The sequence below is a fragment of the Sulfitobacter sp. AS59 genome (assembly GCF_038899995.1).
Lineage (GTDB): Bacteria > Pseudomonadota > Alphaproteobacteria > Rhodobacterales > Rhodobacteraceae > Sulfitobacter.
Genome location: NZ_JBBMQK010000005.1, coordinates 182,856 through 204,861 on the forward strand (window position 1 = coordinate 182,856; position 22,006 = coordinate 204,861).

At 54.0% G+C, this 22,006-nt stretch carries 16 protein-coding genes and 1 tRNA gene; 11 read left to right on the forward strand and 6 right to left on the reverse strand.

Features of this window, described 5'->3' with window-relative positions; all coding sequences use genetic code 11:
- Positions 1–46: 46 nt before the first annotated feature.
- The 7 genes from WNY39_RS13290 (at position 47) to WNY39_RS13320 (ending at position 8,049) form a co-directional block, all read left to right on the forward strand.
- Positions 47–1,054, forward strand: coding sequence for a hypothetical protein (locus WNY39_RS13290; protein WP_342846143.1), 1,008 nt, complete (start codon positions 47–49; stop codon positions 1,052–1,054).
- A 175-nt stretch (positions 1,055–1,229) separates the two neighbouring features.
- A complete protein-coding gene (locus WNY39_RS13295) occupies positions 1,230–2,732 on the forward strand; it encodes a di-heme oxidoredictase family protein (protein ID WP_342846227.1) in 1,503 nt (500 codons plus the stop codon).
- Positions 2,729–3,745, forward strand: a complete 1,017-nt coding sequence (locus WNY39_RS13300; RefSeq protein ID WP_342846145.1) for an imelysin family protein — start codon at positions 2,729–2,731, stop codon at positions 3,743–3,745. The genes WNY39_RS13295 and WNY39_RS13300 overlap by 4 nt, the downstream gene beginning before the upstream one ends.
- 1 nt (position 3,746) lies before the next feature.
- On the forward strand, positions 3,747–4,820 hold the full coding sequence (locus WNY39_RS13305; protein ID WP_342846147.1) for a DUF1513 domain-containing protein: 1,074 nt from the start codon (positions 3,747–3,749) through the stop codon (positions 4,818–4,820).
- A gap of 218 nt (positions 4,821–5,038) precedes the next feature.
- Entirely contained in the window at positions 5,039–6,655 is a 1,617-nt protein-coding gene (locus tag WNY39_RS13310; RefSeq protein WP_342846149.1) for a GMC family oxidoreductase N-terminal domain-containing protein, read from the forward strand.
- 11 nt (positions 6,656–6,666) lie between these two features.
- The gene (locus WNY39_RS13315; RefSeq protein WP_342846150.1) at positions 6,667–7,770 is read left to right on the forward strand and encodes a mandelate racemase/muconate lactonizing enzyme family protein; all 1,104 of its coding nucleotides are present in this window, start codon (positions 6,667–6,669) and stop codon (positions 7,768–7,770) included.
- A gap of 202 nt (positions 7,771–7,972) precedes the next feature.
- Positions 7,973–8,049, forward strand: a tRNA-Met gene (locus tag WNY39_RS13320).
- On the opposite strand, the gene WNY39_RS13325 is transcribed toward WNY39_RS13320, so the two are convergent.
- The 6 genes from WNY39_RS13325 to WNY39_RS13350 form a co-directional block, all read right to left on the reverse strand.
- On the reverse strand, positions 8,006–9,703 hold the full coding sequence (locus tag WNY39_RS13325; protein ID WP_342846229.1) for a recombinase family protein: 1,698 nt from the start codon (positions 9,701–9,703) through the stop codon (positions 8,006–8,008). The two genes, WNY39_RS13320 and WNY39_RS13325, sit on opposite strands and share 44 nt — an antisense overlap.
- The gene (locus WNY39_RS13330) at positions 9,704–9,916 is read right to left on the reverse strand and encodes a hypothetical protein (RefSeq protein WP_342846152.1); all 213 of its coding nucleotides are present in this window, start codon (positions 9,914–9,916) and stop codon (positions 9,704–9,706) included.
- Between the two features lie 199 nt (positions 9,917–10,115).
- On the reverse strand, positions 10,116–10,559 hold the full coding sequence (locus tag WNY39_RS13335; protein ID WP_342846154.1) for a hypothetical protein: 444 nt from the start codon (positions 10,557–10,559) through the stop codon (positions 10,116–10,118).
- Positions 10,556–11,122, reverse strand: a complete 567-nt coding sequence (locus WNY39_RS13340) for a type II toxin-antitoxin system PemK/MazF family toxin (protein ID WP_342846156.1) — start codon at positions 11,120–11,122, stop codon at positions 10,556–10,558. The genes WNY39_RS13335 and WNY39_RS13340 overlap by 4 nt, the downstream gene beginning before the upstream one ends.
- 517 nt (positions 11,123–11,639) lie before the next feature.
- Positions 11,640–14,207: an NB-ARC domain-containing protein gene (locus WNY39_RS13345; protein ID WP_342846158.1), complete on the reverse strand. Its 2,568-nt coding sequence runs from the start codon at positions 14,205–14,207 to the stop codon at positions 11,640–11,642.
- Positions 14,208–16,004: 1,797 nt separating this feature from the next.
- A complete protein-coding gene (locus WNY39_RS13350; protein WP_342846160.1) occupies positions 16,005–17,645 on the reverse strand; it encodes an adenylate/guanylate cyclase domain-containing protein in 1,641 nt (546 codons plus the stop codon).
- 111 nt (positions 17,646–17,756) lie between these two features.
- Here WNY39_RS13350 and WNY39_RS13355 point away from each other — a divergent pair, with 111 nt between their 5' ends.
- From WNY39_RS13355 to WNY39_RS13370, 4 genes are all read left to right on the forward strand, one after another.
- Positions 17,757–18,620: a WYL domain-containing protein gene (locus WNY39_RS13355; RefSeq protein ID WP_342846162.1), complete on the forward strand. Its 864-nt coding sequence runs from the start codon at positions 17,757–17,759 to the stop codon at positions 18,618–18,620.
- Positions 18,617–19,546 carry a cyclic nucleotide-binding domain-containing protein gene (locus WNY39_RS13360; protein ID WP_342846164.1) on the forward strand — a complete coding sequence of 310 codons (930 nt, stop codon included), beginning with the start codon at positions 18,617–18,619 and terminating at the stop codon, positions 19,544–19,546. Before WNY39_RS13355 ends, WNY39_RS13360 begins: the two co-directional genes overlap by 4 nt.
- Before the next feature lie 464 nt (positions 19,547–20,010).
- On the forward strand, positions 20,011–21,333 hold the full coding sequence (locus WNY39_RS13365) for a plasmid recombination protein (protein ID WP_342846166.1): 1,323 nt from the start codon (positions 20,011–20,013) through the stop codon (positions 21,331–21,333).
- Positions 21,334–21,444: 111 nt separating this feature from the next.
- On the forward strand, positions 21,445–21,867 hold the full coding sequence (locus WNY39_RS13370) for a hypothetical protein (protein ID WP_342846168.1): 423 nt from the start codon (positions 21,445–21,447) through the stop codon (positions 21,865–21,867).
- Positions 21,868–22,006 lie beyond the last annotated feature (139 nt).

The following is a 22,006-nucleotide window of genomic DNA, read 5'->3' on the forward strand; positions in this document are numbered from 1 at the left end:
TTTGTAACAAGCTGACCGATAACAATTAAAAATCTGGATAATAACGATGAAAACGACAGTATTTTTGGCGGCACTTGGTGCCGTAGGTATCACAGGTGTGACAGCCGCATCCGCGCAACAAATCGGGTTCGAGTGGGAAGGCAGCGTCGAGATCGGCGTTGATAGCACCGTATCTTCTGATGACGCATCGGCCGAACTGACCGACACTTATGTGTCGATCTCAGCCGCGTTCGAGGCCGCATTGACCAATCGTATTACCGCCTTTGGTGGGCTTACGCTTGAATCCGTCACCGATGCCGTAGACAGCCGCGAGCTGGACGATCTGGGCCTTTACGTTAGCGAATTGGGTCTGCGGTTTGATCTGGGCGGCGCGACCGTTTCCGCGGGTAAGATCAGCCCTGTATTCGGTGTGGCATGGGATGCAGCACCGGGCTTCTATGGCACATCGCTGGCCGAAGATTACGAACTGTCCGAGATGATCGGCCTGCGGGCAGATACCGAACTGGCCAGCACAGGCGGTGTGTTGTCCTTTGCGCTGTTCTATGCGGATGATACCTTCCTAAGCGATAGCATCGGGACCAAGCGGGGCCGCAATTCCGTGGCGGCTGGCGGTGCTGGCAACACTGGAAAACTCAACAACTTTGCCATTCAGTACAGCCAGGAAATCGGTTCTGGCACCGGATGGGTTGGCCTGCGGAAACTGTCCGCAGGGACGGGCGACGCATCTGACGAAAACGGCATCATCGCCGGTATGGCCCAAGATTTGGGCAACGGTTTTGAAACGCTCATTGAGGTGGCGCATTTCAGCGGCGCGGGCGGTAACGACGAAAACGCGACATATGCCACATTGGGCGGTGCCTATGGCATGGGCGTTTGGACGTTCTCCTCTACCGGGACCATCGTTGATCGGGAAGCCGGTACCGATAGCATGATTGCATTGGGTGCAGACCGCGTATTGACCGAAAATTCCGAGATCAACTTTGGGCTGGCACGTTTTGATGTCGATGGGGTCAAATCGACTTCCGTCGGTCTGGCGGCAGTGGTATCGTTCTAGAAAGCTTTAACAATTGTTTGCACCCCTTCAACATTCCAGACGCTGCCCGGCCATGATGGCGCTTGTGGGGCAGTTATGGGCGGGCAAGCATTCGTTACCCTAGTTAAGAGCAGTGAAAGACCAGATGCCTCACTTGAAAGTTCATAGTTTAATAATGATCGGAAGTGGGGTGATGATGGCGGCGGTTCTGGGAACCGCCGCCATTTCTGATCAAGGGGTGTGGGGTCTGGGCGATCCGCATCTGAACGTCGTCCCCAGAACGCCGCAAGAAGCCGCGCGTATCGCGGATGTGACGGCCCTGACCGATGATTTCTCCAAACCGCAACGGTTCGAGGACAAGCCGGCCGGTGCGGCCACCGTGCGTGCGCGCAAGGATGCCGATGCGTTTTCGCAACCGTCGGGCAACATCAGCTTTGAGGACGAACTGACGTTCAAAGTGGGCAACGGATTGTTCCGCAAACTTTGGGTGTCTGCGCCGTCTTCTACGCTTGCATCTGATGGGCTTGGCCCGCTGTTTAATGCGCGGTCGTGCCAACGCTGCCACCTAAAAGACGGGCGCGGCCATCCGCCAGAAAATGCCGATGACAACGCGATTTCGATTTTCCTGCGCGTGTCGATCCCCGGCACGGCCGACGATGCAGTCGCTGACATTCAGGGCTATTTCGGGACCCTGCCGGACCCGACTTATGGCACGCAATTGCAGGATTTCGCGGTGCAGGGATACAGCGCCGAATACAGCCTTGGGATCAGCTATCAAGAACAACCCGTCGAATTGGCGGACGGCACAATTGTCAGCTTGCGTGCGCCAACCTACAGCGCGGAAAACCTGGGCTATGGCCCCTTGCACCCCGCCGCGATGCTCAGCCCACGGGTTGCACCGCAGATGATCGGCCTTGGCCTGCTTGAGGCGATCCCGGCGCAAGATATCCTTGCCGGTGCCGACCCTGATGATCTGGACGGCGATGGTATCTCGGGTCGCCCCAATGTGGTGATGTCAGCGGTGTATCAGCAACCCATGCTGGGCCGTTTCGGGCTCAAGGCAGGGGCACCCACCGTGCTGGAACAATCTGCGGCAGCCTTTGCCGGTGACATCGGCATTTCGTCGCCGCTGCACCCGTCGGGGGCGGGGGAATGCACCCAAGCGCAAACCGATTGCCAAGCCGCCATTCACGGGGACGGCGACGACCGCGTCTATGAAATTGACGGCGAGGGGCTGGATCTGGTTGCGTTCTACAGCCGTAATCTGGGCGTTCCAGCGCGGCGGGGCGTGGATGATCCGCAGGTCTTGCAGGGTAAGAAAGTGTTTTACGAAACAGGCTGCACCGCCTGCCACACGCCCAGCTTTGTGACCCACCGGTTGGAAGACCAACCCGAGCAAAGCTTTCAGTTAATCTGGCCCTTTACCGATTTGTTGTTGCACGACATGGGGCCGGGCCTTGCCGATAACCGCCCCGAGGCGCGGGCATCGGGCAGCGAATGGCGCACGGCCCCGTTGTGGGGCATCGGCTTGACACAGCAGGTCAGCGGGCACACGTATTTTCTGCATGACGGGCGCGCGCGATCGATCCTTGAGGCCGTCTTGTGGCACGGCGGCGAGGCGCAAACCCAGCGTGACGCAGTCGTTGCAATGCCCACCGCAGACCGTGACGCGCTGATCGCCTATTTGGAGAGTTTATGAAACGCATTCTATTGATCGCTTTGGCCGTCGCCGCGCCCTGTATTGCAGCCGCGCAAGCAGCTGATCCGGTGGTGAGTAAAGTCGTCGATGCGCATATCTTGCCAAGGTTCGAGACATTGGCGCAAACCTCTGATCAGTTGGCAAGCGCAGCCGCGACAGAGTGCACGCCTACCTCCGAAAACTTGCGCGCCGCCTATGGCGACGCGTTCGATGCATGGGTCGCGGTCAGCCATTTACGCTTTGGCCCGACCGAAGTGAACGACCGCGCGTTTGCGTTGGCGTTCTGGCCCGACAGCCGCGGCGTGACGCCGCGCACGCTTGCCACGTTGATCGCTGACCAAGACCCGGTCATCGCAACACCGCAGGCGTTTTCCCAAGTGTCGATTGCGGGGCGGGGGTTCTATGCGATGGAATTCCTGCTGTATGACGATGTCATTAGCGCCGCAGGGGATGCCGCCTATCACTGCGCCTTGGTACAAGCGGTAGCGACTGATATCGCGGCGACAACAGTGGCAATTTTGGCAGACTGGCAGGGCGACTATGCCGCTCGCATGCTGAACCCCGGCCCAACCGGAACCTACCGGTCGCAAGAGGAAACCGTGCAAGAACTGTTCAAAGCGTTGACGACGGGGTTGGAATTCACATCGGACACGCGGCTGGGTCGACCTTTGGGCAGCTTTGACAAACCGCGCCCGGCCCGTGCCGAGGTCTGGCGTTCGGGCCGTTCCGCGCGACATGTGAAGATCAGCCTTGAGAGCCTTGAAAACCTGATGATGCTTTTGGTGGGGGATAATGGCGATCTTGCTGCACGGTCAGAGCATGCGTTTGAGAATGCTTTTTCTAAACTCAGCGATTTGAACGATCCGGTTTTCGCAGGGGTCGCAGCGCCACAAACCCGTTTGAAGATCGAAGTCGTACAGCAATCTGTCGATGCTATTCGCGACATCGCCCGTGCGGAACTTGGGCCGACATTGGGGGTCGCTGCTGGCTTTAACGCGCTGGACGGGGATTGATATGCAGGCCAACCGGCGGCGATTTTTGGGCGGCTTGCTGGCCGCTGGCCTGATCCCGAAACCGACATGGGCAGATGCGGGCGGCCCGGCCTATCTGGCCGCAGCGGCCAAGCCCGACGGGTCATTTACGCTGTGCGGGATTGGCAAGGCGCTGGACATCACGTTTGAAATACCGCTGCCCGCGCGTGGTCATGCTGCCGCCGCCCATCCGACTCGTCCCCAAGCCGTTGCATTCGCGCGGCGTCCGGGCACCTTTGCCCTTGTGATCGATTGTGTTTCAGGCGCTGTCAAAGCGCAGCTACATTCGCCCCAGGGGCGGCACTTTTACGGTCATGGGGCATTTTCCCAAGACGGCGATTGGCTGTTCACGACCGAGAATGATTATGAACAAGGGCAGGGGCGCATTGGCGTTTGGGACGTTAGCAAAGGCTATACCCGCGTGGGCGAATTTCCCAGTGGCGGTGTCGGACCACATGATATCAAGCGGTTGCCCGCGTCGGATATTCTGGTGGTCGCAAATGGTGGGGTCGACACGCACCCCGATTCCGGTCGCGTGAAACTGAACATTGCCACGATGCAGCCAAACCTGACCTATCTGGAACAGGGCAAGATCATTGAGGTTGCGGAACTGCCCTCTGAATTGCACAAGAATTCGATCCGTCATTTGGCGATTGGGCCAGATGGTCAGGTCGCCTTCGGTATGCAATGGCAAGGCGATGGCCAGATGTCGGCCCTGATTGGCCAGCACCGGCAGGGGCAAGCAATTCAGTTGATCGGCGCGGATGAGGACCATGCCCGCGCATTGGACGGATATATCGGCAGTATTGCCTATTCCAGAAATGGTAAAAAGATCGCAGTGACATCGCCCCGAGGCGGGGTCGTGCATCAATACGACGCAAATGAACTGACGTTTGACCAGATGTTTGAACTGCCAGATGTGTGCGGTGTCGCCCCCCTAGATCGCGGTTTCGCGATCACATCGGGCAGGGGGGACATTGGCAGTCTTGGCAGCGCGGGGGCCGCCTTTGCGCAGTCAGATGCACTGCGGTGGGACAATCATCTGGTCGAGATTTGAGGGCGGGAAAACCGGCGTTGCCCAATGCCACGCCTTTTGGCTGGGGCCGGTCGGGGAGTACGACACCTGCTTTACTCCTATCCCGCATCTCTTGGCCTTAGGCGCAGGGCGATTTACCTGAAATCATACCGGTATCGGCCCACGCTATTGCAGCTTTCTTCAGAATCGTGGTGAATGATCGTCGCGCAGACGCCTTGACCCGCCTTCGGAGTAATACTTTGGATCAGTTTGACTATGTAATTGTCGGCGCGGGGTCGGCTGGGTCTGTTTTGGCCAACCGGCTGACGACCTGCGGCAAATTCAGCGTGCTGCTGCTTGAGGCGGGCGGATCAGATTTGAATCCGTGGGTCCAGATGCCCATCGGTTATGGCAAAGTATATTACGACAAGCGGGTGAACTGGAAATACACGACCGAACCGGTTCCCGGTCTTGGTGACCAGCGGTCCTATTGGCCGCGCGGCAAGGTGCTGGGCGGATCAAGTTCGATCAACGCCATGGTCTATGTGCGCGGTCACCCCCGCGATTACGCGGAGTGGAATGCGGTGGCCCCCGGATGGGGCTGGGATGACATCGCCCCGGTCTTTCGCCGCATGGAAGATTGGGACGGCCCAATAAGCGAAGCACGCGGAGTTGGCGGCCCCTTGGCTGTGCATGACGTCACCGACGAAGTGCACCCGTTGACCCTAACCTATCTTGAGGGCGCAGCGCAGGCGGGTATCCCTACAAACCGCGACTATAACGGCCCCGATATGGAAGGGGCTGCCTGCTATCAGATCACGACCAAAGGTGGCTATCGCGCCTCGGCGTCGCGCAGCTATCTAAGCCCGGCCAAAAAACGCGGGAATCTTGAGCTGCGCACCGAGGCCCATGTCACGCGGGTCTTGATGGAAGGTACCCGCGCTGTGGGGGTTGAATACCGGCGGGGCGGGCAAACCCACAAAGTGCGGGCAGGGGCGGAGGTTATCCTGTGCGGCGGCGCGATCAATTCGCCGCAACTGCTGCAACTGTCGGGCATCGGGCCGGGCGCTGTGTTGCAACAGCATGGGATCGACGTGATTTCTGATGCGTCGCAGGTGGGGCGTAACCTTCAGGATCATTTGGGCAGCGATAACCTGTATGTATCGCGGGTACCCAGCCTTAATCAGGAATTGGGCCCGCTGCTGGGCAAGGTGAAAGCCGCGTTGCAGTACGCGATTGCACGCAAGGGGCCGCTGTCGCTGAGCCTTAATCAGGGCGGTGGCTTTGTGCGCGTCTCGGAATCTTCGGACGGCCCGGATTTGCAGCTTTATTTCTCCCCCGTTAGCTATACCCGCGCGCCTGTGGGTGTGCGCCCCTTAATGAACCCCGATCCGTTTGCGGGCTTCTTGATGGGGTTTAATCCCTGCAAGCCGACCAGCGTCGGGCATCTGCAGATCAGATCACCCGATCCCATGGATGCGCCCGAAATGCACCCCAACTATCTGGATACGGAATACGACTGCGCCATGATGCTGGCAGGCACCAAACTGATGCGCGACATCGCCGGAACCGCCGCGATGAAATCTGTCATTGAAAGCGAACTTTATCCGGGGCCGGACGTGGTCAGCGACGCAGATATCTTGGCGTATAACCGGCAAAAAGCGTGGACGGTTTTCCACCAGTGTTCGACGTGTCGGATGGGCAGCGATCCCGCCACTTCCGTTGTTGACCCGTGGCTTAGGGCGCATGGCATTCAGGGGCTGCGGGTCGCGGATGCGTCGATCTTTCCAACAATTCCAACCGGCAATACCAACGCGCCTGCCATCATGGTGGGGGAAAAAGCATCGGACATCATCCTTTCCGACGCGCAGCGATAAAAGGGCATACTATGCAGCTGAAATCGATTGAAACATTCACCACCCCCGATGTCGGCTTTGTGCGGGTCACAGCCCAAGACGGATCGCAAGGCTGGGGGCAGGTGTCGACCTATCATTCGGACATCACCTGTCAGGTTTTGCACCGGCAGGTCGCACCACATGTTCTGGGGCAAGACACCACCGATCTGGATGATCTGCTCGATATCGTGGCAGAGCGTGAACATAAATTCCCGGGCTCGTATCTGCGCCGCGCGATGGCAGGGGTGGACACGGCGATCTGGGACCTGCGTGGCAAACAACAGGGTAAATCGGTGGCCGAATTGCTGGGCGGCACACCGGGTTTGATCCGTGCCTATGCGTCGTCAATGAAGCGTGACATCACCCCCAAGGACGAGGCCGCGCGTTTAAAGCATCTGCGCGACACCCAAGGGTTTGACGCCTTCAAGGTGCGTGCAGGAGCAGAGGTCGGCCGTAACAAGGACGAATGGCCGGGCCGCACCGAAGAAATCATCCCAACCATGCGCCGAGAACTGGGTGATGATGTTGATCTGCTGATTGATGCCAACAGCTGCTATTCCCCCGACCGCGCGATTGAGGTGGGGCAGATGCTGCAAGATAACGGGTTTTCGCATTTTGAGGAACCTTGCCCCTATTGGGAGCTGGAGCAAACCAAGCAGGTCACCGATGCCCTTGATATCGACGTGACCGGCGGAGAGCAGGATTGCGACCTGCCGACATGGAAACGGATGATCGACATGCGCGCGGTAGATATCGTGCAGCCCGACATCCTGTATCTGGGCGGGATCAGCCGCACGCTTAGGGTGGTAAAAATGGCAGCAGCCGCTGGTCTGCCTGTCACGCCGCATTGCGCGAACTGGTCGCTGGTCACATTGTTCACCATGCATCTACTGCGGGCGATCCCGAATGCGGGCAAATATCTGGAATTTTCGATCGAGGGGCCGGACTACTATCCGTGGCAATATGATCTGTTCGTCGAAAACCCCTATGCGATCAAGGATGGGCAGGCCTGCGTGACGGACGCGCCCGGTTGGGGCGTTGAAATCTCGCCCGAATGGCTTGCCCGGTCCGCCTATCAGATCAGCGAACTGGAATAGGGCGCAGGGGCGGGCGAAGGTTAGGTTTTAAACGGCATCGGTTGTACGACGGTCTCAAAACGCGTGCCTATAATTAACGTCAGCCCTTGGCCGTTCGGTTGGAGACCCGTCTGAAAATGGCTTTTTGAAATTAATGTAACAATTTTGAAAAAATCCGCGAAAACCGCCTTGCAGCCCGCGCTCAACAGAGATAGCACACCCCTGCGGGATGGAGCAGTCCGGTAGCTCGTCAGGCTCATAACCTGAAGGTCGTAGGTTCAAATCCTACTCCCGCAACCAACTTTAGCGAACTTTCGCTTTCAGCAAGGCCCGCCTCTCCGGCGGGCCTTGCTGCGTTTATGATCTCCAATAGTTTTCCGCGCAGTTCGAGGTGGTGAACCTTCTCGTCAGCGTCCCAATCAACCGACACAGTATCAACCAAGCTGTGCAGTTCCTCGCTGGCGCGGCCAGATACCTCTTCGTCTTGCAGGGTTGCCACAATGTCCTCGACATAGGCTCGGTAAAGAGCCGGCAGGTCGGTAGGCAAGGTGATCGGCTCTGGCGTTAGTTCGGCTCGTTTGGCGCGGGCTTCGATCAACTCAGCGTCTACCTTGTTAAGTTGTGCGACAATCGGGGCAGAAAAATCGCCATCCTCGACCGCTTTCATCAGGTTTGCGTGCCTTGTCTCCAGCTTGCGGATGCTCTGGTTGTGAATGCGTAGCATATCCTCACGCTCCTTCTCGGCGGATTTCATACGCGCCAGAAACTTCGCCCGAAACTCGGCATAGGCTTCGTCTTGCATCAGCCCGGTCTTGAGGCCTGAGAGGATTGAGATGGCCGCATCCTGTTCTTTCAAACCTGGCATTCCGGTGCAGATGGCCGCGCCTTTTTCTTTGGCATTGGCGCAGTAATAGCGTCGCGCCTTGCCGCTCCCCGCGATGGTAAGATTGCCGCCGCATTGCCCGCAAGACAGCAGGCCGGAAAGCAGATACTTGCGACGTCGCATTCCCTGAGCCACGGATAGGCCGTTGGGGTCGCTTGCCGCTTGTTTGGTTCGTAGGCTTTCTTGGGTAGTCTGGCGCGCCTTTGCGGACTCCCAGACAGATTGTTCGACAATCCGGAGTTCCGGGACCTCAAACGTGATCCAGTCTTCCTGTGGGTTTAGCCGCGAGACCCGTTTGCCAGTCTCAGGATGTTTGGAGTAGCGCAGCCGATTCCACACGCGCCGTCCAATGTAGAGCTCGTTGTTCAGGATCCCAGTGCCGCGTTCACGGTTGCCGTTGATGGTTGTCTGACGCCAGTGACCGGAACTGTTGCCCTTGCCGCGCGGGGCAGGAATCCCGTCGGCATTGAGGTCTGTGGCAATCTGGATCGGCGATTTACCTGCGGCGTATTCCGTGAATATCCGCTCCACCACCAGTGCCTCATCGCGGTTGATGTCCTGCTCGCCCTTGTTGACGTCGCCGGCTTCTGTGCGGCGCACGCAATACCCATAGGACAGGCCGCCCGCGCTTTTGCCTGCCTCGATTTTACCAATCAAGCCGCGCCGGGTCTTGTAGGAGAGTTCTTCGAGAAATATTTGGGCGAATGTGCCTAAGATACCGATGTCGAAGATGCCCAGTTTGCCACGATGCAACTGGTGCAGCTCACACTCTGCGTGGCGGGCTTCCTTGTAGAACGCCATCAGAAACTCAAGATCCCGCCCCAACCGGTCGAGATGTTCAAACATGACGATATCGAATTGTCGGGCTCTCACAGCCGCCAGCAGTGCCTCATAACCTGGACGGCCCTTGGTGGCTCCGCTGAGGGCTGTGTCCTGGAACACTTGGACAACTGACCATCCCTCACGATCAGCATGCTTGCGGCATTCGCGCTCCTGATCCTCGGCAGACTTGGGGTTCTGCATATCTGTTGAAAAGCGGGCGTAAATCGCAACGCGGGGCGTAAATGTCATTTATGATCTCCTTGAGTTACGAAGCTGCCGCACGGCCTCGAAAAATACAAATCCAATTTTTGAAAAGCGGGGACGTAAGCGTCTTATTCTGGACAAATTTTTCCTTATCATCCAAGCTACTGCGTTCGGTGTTTCCTCCTTCGTTCCGCTCTCCTGAGCGGCCCGCTTGGCGGCGACTTCGGCAATCAGGTCGATCAGATTTGTGAGGGTCATTTGCTTCTCTTTCGGTTGTGGACACCAAAAACCAACAACACGACGAGACACGGTGCCCTTTTACGGTTGGTCGTTTGCGCCCGCACAGAGTTGATCTGTGCGGGCGTTTTTGTTTACGGGCGGCCGACATCTGTAGCAGCAGAAGGTGGGGATCGGCGCGCCCTGACGCAGGGTGTCTAAACCTGCGTGTCTCGGGAGGTCAGAGCGTTTGGCGCAGCTCTGACAGGGCCGTCTCGGCGTGCATAAGGTCGTGCACAGCCATCAACGTCTCAAGCAAATCCAGCAGGATGAAAAACGCCCGCGCGCAGTCCTGTGCTTGTTGCGTCTGGCGCGCCTCATTCCAGCAGGCAGGTGCTGACACATTGCATTCGTCGTAATCGACGTGTGAGAGCACTGTCGTGCCGCTTTCGATATGGCGGGAGAGAACGTCGATCTGCACATCCAGTTCGTCCACCATCTCTTGGGTGAAGATTTTGCGGTTCTCAATCGCATCGACAAGACGCTGAAACCCGACGCGTTCCTTTGGTTTGATGTTGTGCAAGATGTCCAACTGGATTGCCGTGAGGCAGTCACGTGACTTGGCAAAGGCTGATGCTGCGAGGGCGTCGATGTTATCATAGGTGATGGGAAGAAGTTGGGTCATGAAAGACCTCCTTTAAGTTTGAGTGGGGTGGCTTCGCGAGATGCGCGGTTCCGCAAAAGGAAACCGTGCTCTTCGCGCTGCCAGCGCTCTTTTTCCTCTCTTTGCTCCCGCAGGGCCTCGGCGTGGATATCTGCCTCTGCATGAATGCGCGCGCGCACGTCGTTCATGCGCTCGATCAGCGGTGGATCGAGCCGACCGATGAGTGTCCCGCGATTATCACCCCCGTCGAAACCAGGATGGTTCACGCTGACGATGACGCGACGCGCGCAGACGAAGCGCGACGGACGATCAAGCCCTGCGGCGTGGCACGAGGGCGTCTGGTTCACCCTGACTTCATAGCCGCGGTTGGCCTCTGTTGGGGCCGAGGTGCCGTAAGCGAGTTCAACAAATGTGGTGCCGTTGAGGTCGAAGACGTCGAGCACCAGGCAGGGGCGGCGTTTGGGCTGCTCTGCCGGGGCATCAGCGTCGTCGTTGACCGGAAAGCGAAACAGCACGACATCGCCGCGCTCGATAAGGTCTTGCCAGTCAAAAACCGGCACGAAGGATTGGGGGGAATAATACATCTGGGGTCTCCTGTGATGCGATTGAAAATCGACACCAGCTTTGGAAACCTAAAAAGCCTCCAGTTTTGCTGCGCGTCACAAAGACCGCGCAGCAAAACTGGAGGCGAAAACCGGGAGAGCGACGAGAGGGATGCCCTCTCGTCAAATTTTTATTGGAAGTTCTGGATTAGGTGTATCACGTTGAAACCGTTACGATCAGCACAATGGGCGGAAAGTGTGCATTCGCTGCAAGTGCGAAGTTGAGTTACGTTGATGGCGACAGGTCAGAGTCAAGCAGTCAAGGAACAGGTGTTTGTGCTGCGATACGGAAGGCGGCTTCGAGCCCTCTTTATCAAATGCCGTCCCGGTCTATTTCCGAGAAGCAGAAAATCAAAGTTGTTGAAACCGCCCCAAATTCAGTTTTGAGGTGGTTGATAATCACTGGACTGTCGCTCACCTATGCAGAAATTAGCTCCTAAGACAGCGCGCCTTACGCTCGTACCAGATAGATAAATTCGAATTAGAAAGATTCATTACACTAACTTGTTAGTGGTGCAAAAGTGCTGATCGTAACGTTGACGGCTTTAGAACGGCCGGTGTCGTCCGTCTGGATATCATACTTGGCAATACCACCTAAACATAGGTCTTGCCAAACTAAATCGTTTACAGCAGCCCTAGGAACAAATGTCTCTCGACCAGACGACTCGACAAGAAACCCGAAGTTTGGTTTGCGACCTTGCTCTTTAAGTGAACCCTTCACGCCTCTGATCGTAATATCTGGCCCATCGACGGTATCATTCACAACCTTCGCAGCTGCGGTCTCAATCAATTCATTCAGCTTCTTTATCAAGGGTTCCCCGAGTTTTGTGTTGATTGTCAAACGACAAACTTCGAAATGAGCTTTCTGCAGGTGCTGTAACATAGTTTCGTCGACTATGGCTGAATCAATAGTTTCCAAAAATCCCAAAAACTGCTCCATGGGTTTGATCAAATCAGCTTCAATTCCATTCTGAGCAAAATGAGATATCATCTTTTGAAAATTCTGTGTTCTCAAATCTGAAAATATCAACTTCGACTTCAAATTTGAAAAGTGCTTATCCAGCTCCCCTGAGAGTAGTTCTTCAGCCCCAGAGAAATTAAAATCGAACATTTTTGCACGAGCTAGCTCACGCTTCACTTCAATTGAATCTGGATCAATTCGACACGCTTCACTTAAATGAACAATGGCACTTTTACAATCATTGTAGGAGCGTAGAAAGAAGCCGCCATAAAAGTAGTGGATTTGGGGGATTTCGGGTGCAAGTTCTATTGCAGTCACGTATGAATCATTTGCGCCAGAAAGATCATTATGACGGATCTTTACGAAGGCCTCAACACGGTACACCTCAAAATAGTCGGAATGAGCGATTTTAATAGCCTCCAAAGCTTCAAGGGCACCTTGTAAGTCATTGCCAGACGAAAGACGCAAAACATTCCTGAGTTGTTGAACCGCCAGCGCTTCTGAAATCGACCTGACCGTATAGTGCCGAGGATTGTACCATGATTTCCCTCCAGCGCCTTTCTCTGTCTGATAAACAGAACTTAACCCCCGAAAACGAGAGATTATATCGTTTTTATTTACAGGTGTCTCTTTGAGGATTCGGCTTACGTAAGATCTCGCAAATGGCCTGATTTTATAGTTCACCTCTAGGCCATCGAAGTTCTCAGTATCCACTATAGTGAACTTGAGCAGCTCAGCCAAACCAGACTCAAGTTTTGTTACTTCAATATCTGATACATATTGAAGTACACCAAGTGAGACCGCGCGTGGTAAGGATATGATTATTGAAAGTGTCAGCCGAGCATTTTTACCTAAAACATCAAAGACATTTTCCAAGCAGTATCTCAGGGCTATCTCTGGATTGGCCAGAATTTTTGTAGGTGTCAGCCCTGAGGATACACCAAGACAAAACCATTTCAAAAGGAGCGGCTTGTAATCCAATTTCCGTGCGAAGAATTTTATCTCATCATTGTTCACCTTTGAAAGCGCTTCGATACCGTATGCTTTAATTAATGCACGCAAATATGTTGTGCTTTCTGCCTCTGAAAGTGTGCCTACTGATACAGTCAGCCCACCCGTCACTGGCACCCTTGAGGTAAATACAATTTTGCTGTCACCAGGAATATCAGCAACGAAATCTGTGATCGTTTTATCCAATACTGTTTCCAAGTTATCAATGACAAGTAATATTCGATTATTTTCAAGTAGCTGCCGCACTATATATAGAGGATCTTTCCCAGTATCTCCGAATACTTCTCCGATCTTATCAAATAGTCCAAGTGAGTTAACAATTGCCTGCTCTACTCTTTGAATTTCACCAACTGTCAATTTAGACGATTTTGCAGAGACCCAAACAATTGCTTCGAATTCATGGTCTCCCGAATTTATTAGGCCATAAAGTGATTGAAGCGCTAGCGCAGTTTTCCCGTTCCCACCATCGCCAAGCACGGTCACCACTGGGTGCCGCCCAAGGATTTTTTTACGCAACTCTTGCTCTAACTTGGGGCGGGGAACGAAGCCGGTATCGTCATAGTCTGGAAGAGGTAAGTTATGAAAAATAGAAACATCACTCACATCGTCCAAATAAGAGACAGATTTTCGCGTCACGGAATCTGGGTCATTATTGTATTCTGTCAATTGTCGTTCAAGGTTCGGCCAATACGCTTTATTTTTTACGAGGTCGTTAGCCAAAGCGAATGAAACGGCATGTTCATTTACTGTTAACGGGCGACCGTGCATCAATGAGTTCCTTATAGGCACGCATTTTTCTAAAATCTGGCGCTTGGAGGAAAAGTGGCTTCGCAAAGAATCATCTAACTTACTGCGAAACCTCTGAACAATTGCTATTTTATCGCCTAGGTCTAGATAGTTTAAAAGATCAAAATCATCCGCATTTTCCGTCGGTTCATCAGTGCTATTAGCCGATCGCAAAATCGTTTTTTCTCGCTCTTGCTCTGTGAGAAGGTGGTCGTCAACTTGACTGGAAATCGATCTGATGTGTCGAACCAGGTCCCGCTCGATAGCGTCAAAAAAAATAAACAATGCAATTCGTTGATAGCTTGCCATTTGGTTGTCCCAACTTAGTCACGGTCCGATACGTATTTCTCGATATAAGGCACTAGAAAACTTCGGAATACAACTGCAGGTTTGAATTGTGGTCCCTGAGGTTAGCTAACTTGCAGTGCCAAATCTGAGGAGTTCGTAGCTAACCTTGATAGATGATCAAGCCGCCTTGGATTCGCGCGGTCTGGTATATCGCAAAAAGGTGACGCGCTCCAGGCAACGCGACTAGTCTAACGCACATGCTACGAAGATCCGGTTGCCGCCACAAATGTTGATGTCAATCTGACAGTGTTCAGATTTTTGCGCTTGCAGCGAACGGCAGAAAATGTCCGCAGACTGTGAATTAGCCATTTCTCTGATTTAGCGGTTGCAGCGAATGGCAAGTTCGGCGGGCCTCACCGCAGCATCGAACCTGCATAGTCAACGGCAGCAATGGGACGCCTATTGACCTGTGATTCCCTGCATTCCAAAACCGTCGGAGGCGCCTGAGAGGGTGCAGGGACAGACGGCGAGTGGTCCTTGCCTTGGAGTGTCCAGAGAGGGGAAGGCCCCTCTTTGGTCCCAGACGGACAGGCTGCCAGGGGGTGCAGGGGGAGTGGCGAACGACGACCCTGCGAGTGGGGATGAAAGGGGTGGGCGAAACCTCCCTTTCTCGGGCTGAAAGCCCCGTGCGGGTTTGGGAGAGTTGGACGTCTCCCAAGGTCGCCGCAGGCGGCCCGGGGTCCAGGGGCTTGCCCCTGGCGAACGCGTAGCTCGCACGCAGAACCGAAGGGCCGGAGTGCGAGCTACTTAGTGAGTAAATGACTAGCGCTCCGAAGAAGCCGACGCATGTCGTTTCCGGCCCACAGGAAATAATCGGCGGGAGTAGCAGCGCCGATCTGAAGTCCGCCCGTATCTGCGGGCGCTCACGGCACTAAAGCGCGACACGTCCAGACTGAGAGTCACATGTGAACGATAAGACCAATACTGGACTTATGGTCTCACGTAGCACTTATTTTACTGCACTGCTTTCTAAGTGGGCAGTGTTGCATCGTACCACAGCACTTTACCCCTCGTTGAACGATCTCAATGATCATCAATTTTTCCAACCGCCTACGCTTGTGCTCAAGCATGATTAGCTGCTCCATTTCTACCCTATGTGGACAGTCGGTTCGAAGCGTCGGCTTTCCAGTTTGAGGCTCCTGCATAGTTATATCCATGCAATGAACGGAACCTGACGCGGTCTTCCGACAGCCACGAGGACAAGCTGTTCTTGAATTTGCCACGTGACTGGGCTTTCCCCTATGGCCTTTCGCGAAGGGTAATAATTCGTTCCCTAACCACCCTCGGTGCCGGAAAATTCCTTCAAGGAGCTCATCAATCCAACCGAGCGGAAGCGCGATCTTTTCCATGTCCAACTGCACGTCTGCTGCAAGGCCATGAGAGAACTGAGCGCCAACAGGCCACAACCCTGTAGTTTCGGCGTTAAATTGATGCACAAGAAATGTCTTGAGAGAACGCCACCATGCATGGGCCGCCTCAACATCAATAATCGTTCCAACGCTATCAAGCTGAGTGCAAAAGGACCCGTCTTCATTGATATGTCGTTCTGGGCAACATTTTGGAAGCTGAGCGCCAAGAGCTGACTCTCTCACAGAACTTCCACCTAGCTTTGAAGGTCCAATAACAAGAAACCAATCTCGGACAACCGAACCATCCGGAGATGGCGGTCGCGCAAGTATTTCGACCCCGCCATCTCGGGGGCCAAGTATTTCAACCCAATTTGGAAGGGCTTTGAGCAACAAACGAGGCAGGCCAAAATCATCCAAAATGTGCGCGTCCCGCCGCTGGTCGAATAGTAACAGGCTCAGGCGCATAGTCCTCCTCGGCTTGAGTAGATCGCTTTATCGTCGGAGTGTTTAGATATGCAGGTTCATGTCGACCTTCTTCCTCCTGCCCGAACGCCATGACAACCTCATTGTAGGTTCGGTTCGAACCGATACCGTGCGCATCAATCAGGTCGTGAATTGCAGGACCTGCCACTCTAACTGCAACTGGTCCAACCGCTACGCCGCTCTCAATACCACGCTGCATTTGCTCTGACATTGACGTCGCCGAACTAGCGGCCACACGAACGGACCGATCACCTCGAATGCCTAAACGAGTTATAGGCGTCGGTCCAAGTTCCATCCCGATCGCTAGCCCCAGATGTTCAGTGCCCTCAAGTGCTTCTTTACAGAGGCGGAAAGAAGATTCTAAGCCTCCTGCCAATTGGAGCCCCTTCCTGACGCTCTCACCCCGGTTTGTCTTCAAGTGATCTCCAGAAGCCGTAACTCCGTGGATGCAGTCCCCAATAAAGCGGACCTTGCGTCCTCCGAAATCGCTTTCCAGAACATTCTGCAACTCGCCTCGTATTACGTAGAGCGCACGGACAGCCTCAGGCACTTTGCCTGTGCTAATCGCGCTCTCTACGAACGCGGTATACCCATCGATGTCCGCAAACAGCGACACCAAATCCATCCGAATTGATTTGGAAGGCATGAGGTCGGAGTATTTGATCTCCCTAAGTGGCGGGGGCGCATGATAAAAAGAGAAGGATACATTTGTTGTTTTACCGAGAGCCGTTTGAGAGGTGCGTTCGTCCGCCCACGCCTCCATGACTTGATCTGCCGTAGGCATCGACCGTCCATTTTGAATATTTGCCTCAGAGAAGTAACCGCGATTGTTCGCCACCTCAGACACCTTCATATCTGAAATATGCGAAAGCCCATCAGCACTGTTCTGGGCCTGACCGAGATTGAGTATGTCGCGAACACGTTGGGAAACATGCACGCCACTCTCGTCTCCCTCTGCCAACTTCGCTGCTTGATTTGCAGCGCTACCGAGAAATACCGGCTCGGAATCGTCCGCCGATCCGTCATCAATGGCGACGCACTTTCCCGCATCGACACCAATTCTGAACTTCGCTTGTAAACCCTCCTCCGCTAGGTCTTCTGCTGCTCGTGCTGCGACCTCTCGATACAGATCGATAAACCGAAACGCCTGAGCGACTTCAATACTCGTGATCCCTGCATCGGTCAGTGCAGGCACAATTGCGTGCATCCGTCCACCATGAAAATCGACGCGCTGAACCGCTCCAAATTCCGAAATTCTGTCGCAGGCGCTGTAGTGCATATGAAGGAACTCAAGCATCCGTGCATGCCCTCGCTCAGTCTCAACGCCACTTTCAATCCGGTGCTCGTCGAGGTTTTGGATCGAGAAGTATATGTGGATTGCATCAACAATTATGGCCTGCCCACGACGAACCCGAAAAATGGACGTGCTCTCGGAGGCTACATCTACCCACTTGTGAGCTTTCCGGCGTTTCTCAAGAAACACGTCAAAGTTCTGTACCGTCGGTTTTGGGACCGAGGACATCAGAGACTTGATACGTTTACTCGCTCGTTCTGCATTCCAAGCCATCTGTTTTCTCCAATCTGCGTTAAATACTCTTCGAATCAAAGGTGATAATAAAAACTATGACTATCATGATTTTAAGGGAGGTGCTACTAATGAATAGCAAAAGGGGGCGTTATGAAACTATCAGACATAAAAATGATCCAACGCAGGCGCTTGGCGTTCATAGAATTTCACCTCCTGTGGGAGGGCGAGATTGGAAGGCGAAAGCTTCAGGAGCAGTTTGGTATCTCCGCCCCTCAAGCGACAAAGGACCTGTCCACCTATGTCTCGCTGTGCCCAGAGGCCATGCATTATGACCCTCGGAAAAAGGCCTACACCCCAGCCAAAGATTTTCAACCGATCATCGCATCTCCGAAGTCGGACGGATATTTCCGACAACTTGAGATGCACGCCCTCGGATACAGAACTTTGAAAGGATCGTGGCCATCAAACATGCCAGCTCACGAAATCACTGAGCTACCGACGCGAACAGTTGACCCCGACGTATTAAGAACAACTCTATGGGCGATCCAAAACAGATCACCTATGGTGGCAGTATATACGTCAATGACAGGCTCCCCCGTCGAACCTCGCACGTTGCTTCCGCATGCATTGGCCAGCGACCGAAGCCGTTGGCATGTGCGAGCATATGACGTGTCAAAGGAACGATTTTCGGACTTTGTGATGTCACGCTTCAAATCGGCGACACGATGCAGCAAACATGCTGAAGCCCCAATAGATGAGGATTGGGAACGCTATGTTGTCCTACAGATGGAAGCTGATCCGAACGCGGAAGAAATGACCCGACAAGCGGTCGAATATGAACACGGAATGGCAAACGGGAAGTTGGAGTTGCGCGTCAGACAAGCCATGCTCACTTACATGCTTCGAACTTACGGTTTTGTCCCCTTCAAAGGCAACGACTTAAGCGCCCCTTCTGCGCTGCGTTTGTCATTAGTTGAACCGGATATTGTTGAGACGTGGTTAGGATGGCGATGAGCAAACCAACTAGTGAATCCAAGCGAACTGAAACCGCTACCAGTCCTCTCGATCAAGATAGAATTCGAGAGATATTGCTTCAATCGGAAATCTTAAGCGGCCTACCCGAGACCGTCGAAAAGTTCTTAGACGCCGCCGGGGAATCAATAGAGTTCTCAAAGGGCGATATGTTGATCCGTGAGGGCGCAGACGACCGAGATGTTTACTTCGTTCTAACTGGAAATATCGCAATATTGAAAAATAACCAGGATGGCACGACGCATGAGAGGCATTCATATGACGCGCCGCAGTCTGTAGGAGAGATTGCAGCTCAAAAAGCGGACCAATTTCGGACAGCGTCAGTTATGGCCAACTCTGAGCGGGTAGTGGCGCTCAAAGTCCCAGCGCAAGTATATTGCGATGCTATTGCGGAGAATAGCGAGTTCGATAGACGCGCGCATCAGAGAAACCTCCAAATGACAGTGCGCAACATCGGAGCTAGAAGAGCTGAAGTAGAAGAGATACCTAATGAGCGCCCTAACCTAATAATGATCGGCATTGTGGCATCGACAACCGGTGGCATACTGGCCTTCGCATCGTTTCTCATTGGTCTCTCTCCAATGTGGATATTATTTAACTGCATAACGACCGCCGCGCTTATGGCTGGAGCAATGTTTGTCTGGACTGTTCAGTTCGCCTGCTCTCTCGGCATGTCTAAGGTTATTCTGATTGCCGTGGCTGACCGAATTCTGCTTAGCGGCAAGGGGGGGATGTCAGTTTTGGGAAGCGAGGTGGCGTCTTTCGAAATCGAACGTGTAGCCCCGCGAGAGGCCATCATTGACGGAACAGACATTTTACTCTTCACCGCATTCTGCGTCTACGCATACTTTTTTGGCTCGGAACGGTCAAAAGCGAAGCATAACTTAAAGTCGCGCCATCCCAATTAACCTTTCATCTTGAGGGAGGCTTCCTTTAATGTTCGATGTCGTCTGCCTCAGGTATCATCGGGAAACTCCCGTTGGCGACAATAATCGAGGTCCACAGCTTGAATAAGGAAGCCAAAACCAGTCGGTTTTTATCAACGAATTTACTGCCTGTTCCGTCCCCTCTCGACGCGCTTTCAAATCATTCAATCCGACCCGACATCCGTACTGGAAAACGTGACGAACCCTATCGTCGGACTTTCGGATGCGAAGACCTTTTCATTGAATGGCTGCTTTCACCGGACCGCCCCTGAGGCCTCGCATCTGCAGCGAAGGTCGGCTTCCCGCCCAAACGACCTACCGATTGATAGTCCACTAGCGCACCATCTCTTGAGCAAATTCTTTCACCGGAAACTTTCGACCATTAAAATTATGGTCTCAGAATTTGCGTATCCATTTTTTCGTCTCCACCACCAAGGAGATAAAAAATGGATGGTTCACATTTCGACACACGTTACCCTGTTGTTCTGCGCCTTGAGGGCATCGGCCCGGAAAACCTTGCCGGTTATGAAAAACATCGCAAGCGGGTTGGGGGCGACCTTGGTCATGTCCTCAAGTATCCACCAGCGCCCAACCGTCGCCTGATTGGATCTGAGGATTGGGCCGCTGAGGCCTTGGCTGAGATTTCCGAGATTAAAGCGCAGAACTTCGCGGCTGAGTTGGAGGCGCTGGAAAAGCGGAACCGCAAAAAAGATATCCAACAGCGCTTGGCAGAAGGGCCTCACAATCCCTGGCGTCCAACACGGCACGGGCCGATGCGAGAAGTGATTTTGACGGCCAACAAGGAATGGTTCGATGCGGATCCCGCAGCAGTTCTTGATGAAGGCGTCGGCAAGAACCAAAGGATCGCGGATTTTCAGCGCCTGTCCATCGCGTGGCTGAAGAAGCAGTTTGGCAATGACGTTATTCACGCCCGTGCAGACCTCGATGAAGATGCTTATCACATCCACGCTGTGGTTATGCCGCGTGCACTTGTCGAGATGACGCGTACGGATAAAAAGACCGGCGAGAAAAAGGTCATTGCGACGCGGCTGATGTTGCAGCCATCGAAGTTCGATGTGATCAAAAAATACGAGCACGCCCAAGATAGCGTTGGCGAATGGTTTGCTGAGATCGGGCTTGATCGTGGTGAAAAGCGCAAAGAGGCCTTTCGTCAAGCTGTCGCTAAGGGCGACACGCCGCCGCCAAAACGAATGCATACCAAAACGCGGGACTGGCGGCGCAAGAAGGATCGTGAACTCGCAAAGCGTGAACGCGATCTTGATACCCGCTCAGTCGCCATCGAAGAAAAATCTACAGAGGCCGACGCTATTATCGAGATCACCGATGCGATTGCGCAAGGTGTGGTGGATCCCACCGCAACGGAGGCGGGGGCCACGATCACCCCTGTGAAAGGGCGCGAGAAGGACGAAGTGTTCTTGCGGGCGCAACGACTTGCACTACGTTCGCCCAAAGGTGCCTCCCGCGTTGCGAAGGCCTTCCGAGGTGGATGGGCTGCGATGTTCAAAAAGGCGCGGAAAGAGGCGTTCGAGCGTGTCACAGATGACTTCCGCGCGGCCAATAAGGTGATTGAAGAGGTGAAAGCTTTGTTGGTCAATATCGGTGGAGCCTTGGGAGGCGAGATATCTGGAAAAGTTGGCACGTTTTCAGACTTGGCTATGCGCCTCAGAAAAACAGTCGCTGCAGGAATTCTTTCACATGAAAGACCCGAAAAAAAGAAATCACGCAACAACAATGATTTAGCAGATTGATCAAATTTTTCTTCCCGAAAAAGTCACTACAGGATGACATGCTTTCCCATTTAATTTTTACGCAGCCGGACATTCCGTCCCGGTAGATCCAATAAACCAAAGGACCCTAAAATGAGTAAACGTATGCCACGCAAACCCGTCAAAGCCACACGTAAAAAACGCAACGAAGTGCCGATGAGCGCAGCAATGCAAGCCGCGATGTTTAAGGTCGCGAATGTTGCCGCGAACATGTCCAAAAAGGATGAAGCCACGCAGCAAGCCGCGCGCAAGGCGATTGCCGATACGATCGAAGAATGGGTTGCATTCCTGACCGAAAACGACCCCGAAGCCGTTGGAGATTTCTACTACGAAATCTGTATGCTGGCGACTGCCGGCAATCGCCGCCGTATCGCGAAACACGCGACTATGCCTGAGGGTATCTTCGAGCGCGTTGAAGATGATTTACAAATCCAAAAGGAAGAAGCCGAGCGCGAAGCCGCGAAGGCGCGGGCCAAAGATGATGGCGACGATAGCGCCGACCTTGTTCCCGCGTAATACTTAGCCGCCGACATTAAAGAAAGTTCGCCAAAGTCCAACTCCCCCTCCCGCAACCAAATTCATCGAACCCTCAGATTGTTGATATATGTCAGCGTCTGAGGGGTTCGTTTACCCCCCCCTTACAGTAATCAGTATG

Bases quoted from the DNA above. Each gene is read 5' to 3' on its own strand.
- WNY39_RS13290 (WP_342846143.1), top strand. From the start codon at position 47: ATGAAAACGACAGTATTTTTGGCGGCACTTGGTGCCGTAGGTATCACA.
- WNY39_RS13295 (WP_342846227.1), top strand. From the start codon at position 1,230: ATGGCGGCGGTTCTGGGAACCGCCGCCATTTCTGATCAAGGGGTGTGG.
- WNY39_RS13300 (WP_342846145.1), top strand. From the start codon at position 2,729: ATGAAACGCATTCTATTGATCGCTTTGGCCGTCGCCGCGCCCTGTATT.
- WNY39_RS13305 (WP_342846147.1), top strand. From the start codon at position 3,747: ATGCAGGCCAACCGGCGGCGATTTTTGGGCGGCTTGCTGGCCGCTGGC.
- WNY39_RS13315 (WP_342846150.1), top strand. From the start codon at position 6,667: ATGCAGCTGAAATCGATTGAAACATTCACCACCCCCGATGTCGGCTTT.
- WNY39_RS13325 (WP_342846229.1), bottom strand. From the start codon at position 9,703: ATGACATTTACGCCCCGCGTTGCGATTTACGCCCGCTTTTCAACAGAT.
- WNY39_RS13330 (WP_342846152.1), bottom strand. From the start codon at position 9,916: ATGACCCTCACAAATCTGATCGACCTGATTGCCGAAGTCGCCGCCAAG.
- WNY39_RS13335 (WP_342846154.1), bottom strand. From the start codon at position 10,559: ATGACCCAACTTCTTCCCATCACCTATGATAACATCGACGCCCTCGCA.
- WNY39_RS13340 (WP_342846156.1), bottom strand. From the start codon at position 11,122: ATGTATTATTCCCCCCAATCCTTCGTGCCGGTTTTTGACTGGCAAGAC.
- WNY39_RS13345 (WP_342846158.1), bottom strand. From the start codon at position 14,207: ATGGCAAGCTATCAACGAATTGCATTGTTTATTTTTTTTGACGCTATC.
- WNY39_RS13350 (WP_342846160.1), bottom strand. From the start codon at position 17,645: ATGGCTTGGAATGCAGAACGAGCGAGTAAACGTATCAAGTCTCTGATG.
- WNY39_RS13355 (WP_342846162.1), top strand. From the start codon at position 17,757: ATGAAACTATCAGACATAAAAATGATCCAACGCAGGCGCTTGGCGTTC.
- WNY39_RS13360 (WP_342846164.1), top strand. From the start codon at position 18,617: ATGAGCAAACCAACTAGTGAATCCAAGCGAACTGAAACCGCTACCAGT.
- WNY39_RS13365 (WP_342846166.1), top strand. From the start codon at position 20,011: ATGGATGGTTCACATTTCGACACACGTTACCCTGTTGTTCTGCGCCTT.
- WNY39_RS13370 (WP_342846168.1), top strand. From the start codon at position 21,445: ATGAGTAAACGTATGCCACGCAAACCCGTCAAAGCCACACGTAAAAAA.